General features: G+C 48.2%; 7 protein-coding genes. All 7 read left to right on the top strand.

What is annotated here, in order from left to right; genetic code table 11:
* Nucleotides 1-1,217 precede the first annotated feature (1,217 nt).
* The 7 genes from ASD40_RS14190 (at nt 1,218) to ASD40_RS14160 (ending at nt 10,825) form a co-directional block, all read left to right on the top strand.
* The gene (locus ASD40_RS14190) at nt 1,218-2,180 is read left to right on the top strand and encodes an ABC transporter permease (protein ID WP_057303904.1); all 963 of its coding nucleotides are present in this window, start codon (nt 1,218-1,220) and stop codon (nt 2,178-2,180) included.
* A gap of 18 nt (nt 2,181-2,198) precedes the next feature.
* Nucleotides 2,199-3,080 carry a carbohydrate ABC transporter permease gene (locus ASD40_RS14185; protein ID WP_057303903.1) on the top strand — a complete coding sequence of 294 codons (882 nt, stop codon included), beginning with the start codon at nt 2,199-2,201 and terminating at the stop codon, nt 3,078-3,080.
* Between the two features lie 153 nt (nt 3,081-3,233).
* On the top strand, nt 3,234-4,817 hold the full coding sequence (locus tag ASD40_RS14180; RefSeq protein ID WP_057303902.1) for an extracellular solute-binding protein: 1,584 nt from the start codon (nt 3,234-3,236) through the stop codon (nt 4,815-4,817).
* 89 nt (nt 4,818-4,906) lie between these two features.
* A complete protein-coding gene (locus tag ASD40_RS14175; protein ID WP_057303901.1) occupies nt 4,907-5,947 on the top strand; it encodes a response regulator transcription factor in 1,041 nt (346 codons plus the stop codon).
* On the top strand, nt 5,944-7,788 hold the full coding sequence (locus ASD40_RS14170; protein WP_057303900.1) for a cache domain-containing sensor histidine kinase: 1,845 nt from the start codon (nt 5,944-5,946) through the stop codon (nt 7,786-7,788). The genes ASD40_RS14175 and ASD40_RS14170 overlap by 4 nt, the downstream gene beginning before the upstream one ends.
* 179 nt (nt 7,789-7,967) lie before the next feature.
* Entirely contained in the window at nt 7,968-8,735 is a 768-nt protein-coding gene (locus ASD40_RS14165; RefSeq protein ID WP_057303899.1) for an SDR family NAD(P)-dependent oxidoreductase, read from the top strand.
* Nucleotides 8,732-10,825 carry a heparinase II/III domain-containing protein gene (locus ASD40_RS14160; RefSeq protein ID WP_057303898.1) on the top strand — a complete coding sequence of 698 codons (2,094 nt, stop codon included), beginning with the start codon at nt 8,732-8,734 and terminating at the stop codon, nt 10,823-10,825. The genes ASD40_RS14165 and ASD40_RS14160 overlap by 4 nt, the downstream gene beginning before the upstream one ends.
* Nucleotides 10,826-10,847 lie beyond the last annotated feature (22 nt).

Below are 10,847 nucleotides of genomic sequence, written 5' to 3'. Positions count from 1 at the left end.
TTTTTGTATTCGTCCACGAAAATACATCATATTATTCCTTATATAGGAAATTATTCTAACAATATTTTCATGTTAGGTTTGATGCATTTGTAGTGTGAAATTCATCGTTAAAGAGATGGTATTGAGCAGCAGCCCGGTTTTAGCGATGAAAAACATGCTTACAAGCAAGGATATTCACATAAAGACAGAGTAGATGGAAGTATAACGATGAAATTCATCGTTAAAGAGATGGTATTGAGCAGCAGCCCGGTTTTAGCGATGAAAAACATGCTTACAAACAAGGATATTCACATAAAGGCAGAGTAGATGGAAGTATAACGATGAATTTCATCGTTAAAGAGATGGCATTCAGCAGCAGCCCGACTTTAACGATGAAAAACATCCTTACGAGTAGAGAAATTCCCATAAAGGCAAAGTAGATGGAAGTATAACGATGAAATTCATCGTTAGAGTAATGGCATTCAGCAGCAGCCCGACTTTAACGATGAAAAACATCCTTACGAGTTGAGAAATTCACATAAAAGCAAAGTAAATAGAAGTATAACGATGAAAGTCATCGTTAGAGTGATGGCATTCAGCAGCAGCCCGACTTTAACGATGAAAAACAAGCCTACAAGCAGAAAATTTCACTTAAAAGCCAAGTGGCATGAGTGGGGATAGGACGTGTTGGGAGTTGGAGGGGATTTGGATATTCGGAAGCGGGCCCTGACTGAGCGCGAAAAATGCACTACACCACATGCATTTTGTGCATCAAAATCTCAGCGATGAATGTCTGTTGGAGGGTTTTATATGCAAAATGTGCAGCTAATTTCTCCCAAAAGCGTTCAAAATCACGCTTTCCTGGGAAATTTGTTGTAGGAAACGCAGCTAATTCATCAGTTCAGCATAAGTTGAGGCAAATTAGCTGCATGTTTCGCAGCAAAAGGTGTTGAGATCTTACGCATGTCGCGCGATAGACGGGGAGATGTTCAACGCTGTAGAGGACGGATGCTAGCAGCCGAAGACTTCTTTTGTGGTTCTCATATTCTTCCCGCGCATCCTGCCGTCCAGCGCAAGCCGCCCCTCCGCCCCCCATACGTCCAAAACAAGCCGCAACGCGGCACTTCCCCCACCTAAAAAAAACACAAGTGAGTGAAAAGACAATCCATTGTTGCAAGCGCTTTAGCAGGGTACGATGTAGGTATAACATCAGCGAAGAATAGTGAGGGGGGCCAAGAATGGCGGTCAACGCACAAGCGGTAAAAAAGATGAATCAGCGCTCGCAGGTACGTAAAGGTAGATCCTTTCTGCGAACGTTCTGGAAGTATAAGGCGCTGTATTTGATATCGCTGCCGGGGATTTTGTATTTTATTGTTTTCAAGTATGTGCCCTTGTTAGGTTCAGTCATTGCTTTTCAAGATTACAACATTTTTGATGGCTTCACGGGAAGTGAATGGGTGGGGTTTGAACATTTCACTCGAATGTTTGCCCATTATGACTTCCTCAAGATCTTGAAGAATACGATTCTGATCGGCATTTACGACTTGGTACTGGCTTTTCCGGCGCCAATCATTCTCGCCTTGCTGCTTAATGAGCTGCGCGTTGTCGTGTACAAGCGGTTACTTCAAACCGTTGTTTACATGCCTCACTTCTTATCGTGGGTTATTGTGAGCGGGATTGCGATCGGTATTCTTTCTCCTTCAACGGGGGCTTTGAACCATCTCATCACTTGGCTAGGTTTCGAGCCGATTTATTTCATGGGTGAAGAGTCATGGATTCGTACAGTGCTCATTTCTTCGGGTATTTGGCGTGATTCCGGTTACGGTACGATCATTTATTTGGCCGCGCTGGCAGGAATTAATCCGGATCTGTATGAAGCTTCTGAGGTGGATGGCGCGAACCGCTGGAGACAAACCATTTCAATTACGCTCCCGTCGCTTCTACCAACCATTATGATCTTGTTCCTTCTTCATATCGGTAAATTTTTGGACTTTGGCTTCGAGCGTGTTTACGTGTTCCTGAACCCTCTGAATAAAGAAAATGGTGAAATTCTAGACACGTATATTTACACTGCGGGGTTGTTAGGTCAGCAGTTTAGCTATACGACGGCGATCGGACTTTTCAAAGCACTAGTTGGCGTAATTTTTATTGTTACGGGTAATATTTTAAGCAAAAAAACAACGGGTGAAAGCTTGTACTAAGACGGAGGTGAACGCTTTATGAATCGCAAGCCGACAGCCGGCTGGCAAGTTTTTAACATCTTTAATGTGCTATTTCTAACTCTTCTATCCCTAGCGATGCTCCTGCCGTTCTTAAACGTGCTGGCCCAATCGTTCAGTTCTTCGGAAGCCATTGTGAATGGGAAGGTATTATTCTTGCCTGTTCAATTTACATCGATCAACTACCAATATGTGTTTAGCGATGCGGCGATCTGGCGTTCCTTCGGAGTGACCGTGTATATTACAGTAGTGGGTACTTTGATCAATCTGATCGCCACGGCATCACTAGCGTATCCGGTGTCTCGACCCGAGTATGCTGGCCGCAATATTGTCGTTATTATGGTTCTCATTACGATGGTTTTCACAGCTCCGCTGATTCCTAACTTTATTTTGATGAAAAATTTACACCTGACGAATTCGCTCTGGGCCTTATTGCTTCCAGGTGCCATCAGTGCTTTCAATTTTTTCATTATGCGGTCATTTTTCTTACAAATTCCGAGTGAATTGATTGATTCCGGGCGTATCGACGGCTGCTCCGAGCTTCGGATGATCTGGAATATCATTCTTCCTTTGTCCAAGCCAGTCATGGCCTCGCTAGGGATCTTCTATGCGGTGGGCCACTGGAATACGTACCAAAGTGCACTGTACTATATTAACAAGCCTGCCTTATGGCCGCTTCAGGTAAAGCTCCGTCAATTGATTGTGTCTGAGGATATTAGTATTGATCCGAACGCTTCCCAATTCAGCGGACTTGCTCATATGGATCCGGAAGGTATCAAGATGGCGACCATTATTATTGCGACGATCCCCATTATTCTGATCTATCCGTTCTTGCAGCGCCATTTTGTCAAAGGAATGATGGTTGGTTCTGTAAAATCTTAAGGAAATAGTGCTGCATGAAATCAACAATTTCTACAGCATTCTAAAAAAAAGACAAATCGAACTAAAGACATTCCATATCGGCAATTTGTAAACGCTTTTACAATGAAGGTGTGAAAGCGTTCATATCTCAGTGAAATGAAAAGAGGGGTAGAAATGAAAAAATGGATTCCCACCACGATGGCAGCAGTAATGATGGCCAGTTTGCTGGTTGCTTGCTCTTCTAAAACCGCTGAACAACCGGCGTCAAGCGCGGCTGCTGGCACGACAAGCGCGAAGCCTGCTGAAAAAACGAAATTCTCCATCTCTTTGCGTACACTCGCATTCGGACATGTAGAGAAGTCGCCTGATATTAATCAAGACAAATGGGTGAAAAAATTAGAAGAGATGACGAACTCCGATATGAATATCGTACTTGTTCCTCACAAAGAATATGAGCAAAAAATGATTCAGATGTTTGCAACCAATGACATTCCTGACGTTGTACAGGGCAGTGGCGGTGTGAACGGTAAAGAAATGGCAGGTTCCGTGAAGGCTGGCGTATTCACGCCGCTTGATGAATTACTGAAGAAGTATGGACCGAATCTGCTTAAAAAAGTGCCAAAAGACGCTTGGGATAACGTAACTTACCAAGGTAAAATTTTCGCCATTCCGGAATACTTGTCCAACCCGTCCCGTCGCTCTATCTTCATTCGTAAAGATTTGCTTGATAAAACAGGCCTAGGGGTTCCTAAAACGGTTGACGAGTACATGGCCGTACTTCGCAAGTTCAAAGAAATGGGCGTTGAGAACCCGTACATGGGTCGTGAAAACTTCAAGTATTCAGACTCCTTCTTTGGCGCATACGATGTGTTCCCTTATCTATCCATGTTCGAGAAGCAAGGCGATCAAGTTCTGCCGAAGTTCTTCGACACAGAGAATATGACGAAAGCACTGACAACGTACAAAACGATGTTTGATGAAGGCTTGATCAACAAAGAGTTCGCAACGATCAACGCTACAGTGTTCAAAAACACCATCCTTGCGGGTAAAGCAGGTATGTGGTCCATGAACGCGAATGAATTGCTGCAATGGGAAACACAGCTGAAAACAACAGTTCCAACGGGCGATATCGAGATCATCGCATCGCCGACAGGACCAGATGGCAAAGGCGGCCACTACTTGTACGGACCTGCTCCGCGTGCTTACTTCATCAATAAAAATGCTAAAAATGCTGCGCAAATTATCCAGTTTTTTGATTGGATGATGTCAGATGAGGCAGAGAAATTCTTTACTTTTGGTATCGAAGGTGACACGTACAAAACGGTGGATGGCAAAATCGACTACAAAGCACCGACGGATACGGCGGGTGTCGATGAAGAGCGTTACCGTCAATCCTTCTTGTGGCTTGTCCAAGATACGACTTATAATAAAGGGACACTAAGCTTGACGGACGAAGGTAAGAAATTAATGAATGTCTATGACACAACGTTAAAGAATGAAGGACGCGACGGTATCAGCTTCGAGCCACGTCTTGAATCTTTAATGAAAAATCCGGACATTTCGCCGCTTTCCGACCAAGCACCTCCAGTCATTCTTCAGCACATGGTGAAGATGGTGTACGGCAAAGAGCCGATCTCCGATTGGCCGAAAGTATTGGAAGAGTGGAAATCCAAAGGCGGCAACGAAGTAATCAAGGAAGCAACAGAGAAATTCAATAGTAAAGATTCCGGTACGACGGTGTCGATGCCGCGTAAATAAGCTCATCTGCTGAGCATGACCGCCTCCTCACGTGCCAACCAGCCCGTGGGGAGCGTGCATTTCATAAGGGTTTGAAAGGAGCATTCCTCATGTACCGCATACTCATTGTCGATGACGAACCGATGATACGCAAAGGATTACAGAAACTCGTTGAACAATCGGAGCTCCCCATCGAAAGCCTGCGAACGGCTGAGAATGGCGTTGTCGCGCTGCAGCGGATTCAAGAGGAACGACCTGACTTCCTGTTCACCGATATTCGGATGCCTAAGATGGATGGACTGGAACTATGTGCTCGTGTTGCAGAAATGGATGCGGACATACAAGTCGTGGTCATTTCCGGTTATGGTGATTTCGAATATGCGCAGAAATGCGTGTCTTACGGGGTGAAAGAGTACTTACTGAAGCCCGTCAACATTAAGGGATTTCAGCATGTGTTAGAGAAGCTAATTCGTAACCAAAGTAAAGTAAGCTCCGAATCCTTCGTTGCTGTAACGAAGTTGGAGCAGTGGGCTGGCCGTATGGAGCAAGCCGTGTGGATGCTGCAGCAGGCGGAATTAAACGGTGTGGTAGAGGAAATTCAGGCGGAGTTGAAGGCCAATAAGCTGAAGCTCAACCGGGTTAGCGATATTTTGCAAGAGATCCACACCCTCCTGCACCAAAGGTTAAATGTGAGGGATGTATATTTCATGCAGGGTGAGCTTGATTTAACCGGTGCTGTTAGCGAGGAGGAAGCTTGGCTTCGTTTCACGACTGCGATCAGCGGGTATCTGGATGAGCTTCGAATCAAACGCAAAGGCAAGCTTAAGGACCCTGTTGAGGAAGCCAAGCACTATATAGAGACGCATCTCGCTGAGGAAGTATCCTTGGAAGAGGTGGCTGACTTTATCGGGCTTAATCCTTCTTATTTCAGCCAACTGTTTAAGCAAAGTACGGCGGAAACGTTCGTGCAGTACCGCACACGCAGACGCATGGAGAAGGCGAAGAAGCTGCTTCAACAGCCTCAGTGGCGAATTACCGATATCTCGGGTGAGGTCGGTTACGCCGATCATCCTCATTTTACAAAAACGTTCAAGAAATACGAGGGCTGCCTTCCTTCTGAATATCGACAACAAATGGGTATCCGTTCATGAAAAGAAAGACGTTATCAGGTCAAATTTATACGTACTTTCTCATTGTGATCGTGCTGTCCCTTTTGTCCGTAGGCGCTGTATCCTATTGGCAATCATCGCGGGCGTTAGACGACCAAGTGAAGCAGTATATGGAGCAAATGGTCGATAGTGCGAACTATCAGACAGATAGTTACTTGCAGGCTTATGAGCTGCTTAGTAATGCCTTTTCATCCAACTCAGATGTCAGGAATTTTATGGAAATAAAGCCTGACGACGCATATGAATATTATGTGTATTCGGATAAAATCAAGAAATTTTCGGAATCGTCCGTTCAATCCGTTGTCACCTTGTACAAACAGTTGAACATGATTTATGTCGTCGGTAAACATGGGCGTTCCTTCATTTATGAGAATCAGAATCTACTGAACCTCGATCCCGTACTCGTACAAGAACAATTCGATAACCTAATGAAGATTGCGGGTGACGGCAAAATTGCGCTGCTGAATATGAGCATTCGTCCTGTTGATCAAGGATCAGTCGTAACGATGGCCCGTAAAGTAAGAGGACCTTCTTACGGCGACGAGAATCGTGGGGTAGTTGCTATTGAGATCAAGCTAGATGAACTGGCAAAGACTTGGGATCGTGTGAGTTTGGGAAAAAAGGGCTTTTTCTTCATCGTGGACGATGCCGGTAACTACATCTATCCTCGTTCGATGAGCGAGCGGAAGCCTCAAGACGAACTGTCATCGCTCGTTTTGGCGAGTGGCAATCAAACATTCCTTCATAAATACAACGGGGAAGAACGTATGTTTGTATCTCGGAAATCTGGCTACTCAGATTGGAACCTTGTCGCATCGATGCCAGTTGAGGAGCTGCGCCGACCAGCTAATACCATTCGAACGACTACAATCATCGTTGGTCTGGTTACACTGGCTATCGCATTATGGCTAGCCTACCGTTTCGGTCGGTCTATAATTGCCCCTATACGAGGGTTGAAAGATGGCATGCGGGAAACAGAAAAAGGAAACTGGCAGTACATCGACGAGATTGGCCGAACGGATGAGATCGGCGGACTTATTCACAGCTACAACCTAATGGTGACGCGTCTTTCCGATATGATCGAAAGGGTGTATGAGGCCGAGCTGGAACAGCAGAAGAACCAGCTTGAGCTAGGTGAGACGAAGCTTGAACGGCAGCGGGCAGAATTTCAGTCCTTGCAGCTGCAAATCAATCCCCATTTTTTATATAACACGTTGGAAACGATCAATTGTTATGCAATAGTTCAGGATTCTAGTGAAATAACCGAGATGGTAGAAGCAATGGCTTTCATGCTCCGCTACTCGGTGCAGACGAATTTAGAAGAGATTACGGTAGCGAATGAACTGAATCATGTGCGCAATTATATGATTGTTTTGCAGCACCGGACGGGAAAAGAGTTTGAAATTGATGTCGCCATACCGCCAGGCTTGCTGTTGGAGAAGATGGTTCGGTTGACTTTGCAGCCGCTCATCGAGAATGTTTTCCAACATGCATTCCCAGATGGTGTGGAACCGCATCATTTCATACGCATCGATGCTCGCAAAGAAGGCGGATTGTTCCAAGTGTTCATCCAGGACAATGGCACAGGCATCAAGTCGGAGCGGCTCACCGAGCTGCGCACGAAGCTGGAGGAAAACCGCTTGGCAGAGCCGGAAGAGACAGGCGAATTACAAGGTGGCGGCATTGGACTAATGAACGTCCACCGACGGATTCAGATGGTGTTCGGCGAGGCCTACGGGCTGTCTATAGACAGTGAATGGGGACGAGGGACCTGTTTAACGATGACCATGCCGGAGACGGTGAGGCCTCGGTTGCGTGGGTGAACTGGAGCGGAACTCGGGGACAGCCATTGGATTCAGAACCAAGTGGAGAATAGCAGTCTCTAAAGACTCTTATCCGAGCAATATTAGCTAATAGAGGGTAAATAGAAGTCCTTAGAGGCTCTTATTCTACTAATCAAGCAAAGATTGAATAATTTAACACATACATGGGAGGAATTCATATGAATATCGATTTGACGGGGAAAATTGCACTGGTGACAGGATCTAATGCGGGGATTGGGCGCGCAATTGCACTAGCTTTGGCTAGCAATGGGGCGAAGGTTGGTGTGAACTGCTTAAATAACGTTGCACAAGGTCAGGAAGTTGTAGCAGCCATTCAAGCGGCAGGCGGCCAGGCCGTATTGGTACAGGCGGATGTGACGAATTTGGAGCAAATCGACAGACTCGTGAGTGAAGTTGAGCAAGCATTGGGGGGGACGATTGATATTCTCGTGAACAATGCAGGCCATCTCGTTCAGCGTGTTGCGAATTCTGAAATGTTCGAAGAGATGTACAACCGAATCATGGATGTAAATTTAAAGAGTGCTGTGTTCATGTCCAAAAGAGTGCTTGCCGGCATGAAAGCGAAAGGCTACGGCCGTATCGTCAATATGACATCGGTTGCTGCGCATAACGGCGGCGGACCAGGTTCCAGCATATATGCAGCTAGTAAAGCAGCTGTACAAACGTTCTCCAAGGGATTAGCCAAGGAAGTGGCGGCAAGTGGAATTACCGTCAACAACGTCTCTCCTGGCTTTATCGGCAATACGATGTTCCACGCGACATTCACGACGGACACCGCACGTCAAGCAACTGTTAATGGCATTCCGCTTCAGCGTGAGGGAACACCGGATGATGTAGCAGGTGCCGTGCTTTACCTTGTTTCCGATCTAGCTGCCTACGTAACGGGTGAAACGATCGAAATCAACGGTGGGATGATGATGCGATGAGTACCGCGCTGAGGCTAGGCGAAAAGCTGGGAAAACTGACTTGGGCAGGTCGTACAGCACACATATTGAAAGAGGAAATTGATAGGCTGCAGCAAGCGGGCAGCCTTTCCATTCCTAAGGAACCTGGGGGTTGGTGGCACCAGTATGTCTGTCCACACCATCATACCGAACTGGCGTTCGATTCGATGCAGGTGGATGCGTCCGAATTTCTATGTCCGCACGGCTGCAAAATCGAGGGAGAAGCTTACCGAGGCGCTTGGCTCGTGTTCAAGCACCAGTCCCTTGCGCGGGTGGCTTTGCAGTCTGCAGCTGTCTTTGCAGCGCTGGGCGAAAAGTCGTACGCGCAGATTAGTAAAAGGCTGCTCGTAGAGTACGCTGCGCAGTTTCCGCTCTACCCCGTGCATCCGGAAGCTCAGAGCTGGATGCTGAAGGGGCGTGCTTTTCACCAGGCGCTGACCGAGGCGATCTGGTCCACGACCTTGATTCGCGCTTACTTGCTACTGCGCGATGAGGGTGTTGTTTTCGAGGCGAAGGAGCAGGCGGCGATTGATGCCTTCCTGGGTTTGCTCGCTGGTAGTATGGAAGAATACCGGCACATCCTGATACATGAGCGGAACAATGCGGAGAACAACTACACCGCTTGGCTGAACGCGTCATTATCTTGTGTATATGCCGCTCGCGGAGAGCAAGCGGCTTTGGAAGCGCTCATTGAAGGCCAAGGCGGCTTCAAGCATCACTTATCGATCGGCGTGAAGGCCGATCAGCTGGAGTTCGAAGGAAGCACGTACTACCACGTATTCGTGCTTCGGGCGTACTTAATCTCTGCAGAGATGGCGCAGCGATTCGGGATTGATCTCTACGCCACGACAGGCGCAGGCGGCCAATCCATGCGCGGCATGCTAGAGGCGCTGGCCGATCTGGCCGACGACCAGGGCGCGCTGCCCGCCCTGCATGACGGGCCGCTGGCGCGGGACCCTTACGCCCGCGAGATCGCCGAGATCGCTGAGCAGGGGCTCGCGATCTACGGCATCGCCGGGCTAGCGCCGGTCCTGCGCGAAGCGTACCGGCAGCTAGGCGCTGCCGGCGGCGAGCAGCTCGAGGCGCTGCTCTACGGCGCTGGCGAGGCCGCTGACCGCGCGCCTGCCCTAGAGCCGCGGGGGTCGCGTCTCTGGCCGGACGCCGGCTTCGTCATCGGCCGCGCAGCCGGGAACCCGCTGTCGTTCCTCGCCGATTTCGGCGAGCATGGCGGGTCCCACGGCCATTACGACAAGCTGCATCTGACGTTGACGCACACGGAGCAAACCCTGACGCCCGATTTCGGGATGGTGCCTTACGGCTCGCCCATGCGGAAATCGTGGTTTGCCGAAACCGCCAGCCACAACACCGTGTCGCTGGATGGCCGATCCCAAGCGCCGCATGAAGGACGCTGCGTCCGCTATGAGGCTAACGATTCGATCGTGTACGTTTGGCTTCAGTCAACAGAAGCCTACGAAGGGTGTACGTTGAATCGCCATTTGCTGCTCACCGGTGAGTGGCTGCTCGATTGGTTCCAAGTCGAGCTTGCAGGCGAAGAGCCGAAGAGCATCGAGTGGTGGATGCATCCAGCTGTTCAAACGCATTCGGAGCAGTTGCATAGCCGGGATGAAGTTTACAAGCTTCTCATTGAACAGAAGGATGCTGCTTCAGGTACCGTCGCTGACTCCGTGCAAGATCTGCCGATCATCGGCCAGTTCGTGCCTAGCGATTCCGTCGACGCAAGCGGTTCGGCCCAATTGCACGTATCCTATGCCTTTGGCTCTGATCTTAACGGCTCCACCGCGACCTTATTCCACACGGCGCTTGTTCAACCTGGCGATGAGATACTCGCTGTACGGACACCGGGCGACTCCGTTGATCCGAGTCAGCCGCTTACAGCGATGCTTCACCGTTGCAATGATCGTAAAGCTGACTTTATTCATGTGTATCGTGCAGGCAGCAATGCTGAACTCACACGCTTTTCCGCACAGGAAATTGCCATTTCAGTTCCGGGACAAACGAATAGCTCCAAACGCATTCAATTAACAGCAGATAAAGGCTTGCTTTTTATATAAGATAATTTCCAATAGAGAACCC

This window comes from Paenibacillus sp. Root444D2 (assembly GCF_001426375.1).
In the GTDB taxonomy this organism is placed as follows: Bacteria; Bacillota; Bacilli; order Paenibacillales; family NBRC-103111; genus Paenibacillus_E.
This window is presented reverse-complemented; position numbering and strand designations above follow the sequence as displayed.

Bases quoted from the DNA above. Each gene is read 5' to 3' on its own strand.
- ASD40_RS14190 (WP_057303904.1), top strand. From the start codon at position 1,218: ATGGCGGTCAACGCACAAGCGGTAAAAAAGATGAATCAGCGCTCGCAG.
- ASD40_RS14185 (WP_057303903.1), top strand. From the start codon at position 2,199: ATGAATCGCAAGCCGACAGCCGGCTGGCAAGTTTTTAACATCTTTAAT.
- ASD40_RS14180 (WP_057303902.1), top strand. From the start codon at position 3,234: ATGAAAAAATGGATTCCCACCACGATGGCAGCAGTAATGATGGCCAGT.
- ASD40_RS14175 (WP_057303901.1), top strand. From the start codon at position 4,907: ATGTACCGCATACTCATTGTCGATGACGAACCGATGATACGCAAAGGA.
- ASD40_RS14170 (WP_057303900.1), top strand. From the start codon at position 5,944: ATGAAAAGAAAGACGTTATCAGGTCAAATTTATACGTACTTTCTCATT.
- ASD40_RS14165 (WP_057303899.1), top strand. From the start codon at position 7,968: ATGAATATCGATTTGACGGGGAAAATTGCACTGGTGACAGGATCTAAT.
- ASD40_RS14160 (WP_057303898.1), top strand. From the start codon at position 8,732: ATGAGTACCGCGCTGAGGCTAGGCGAAAAGCTGGGAAAACTGACTTGG.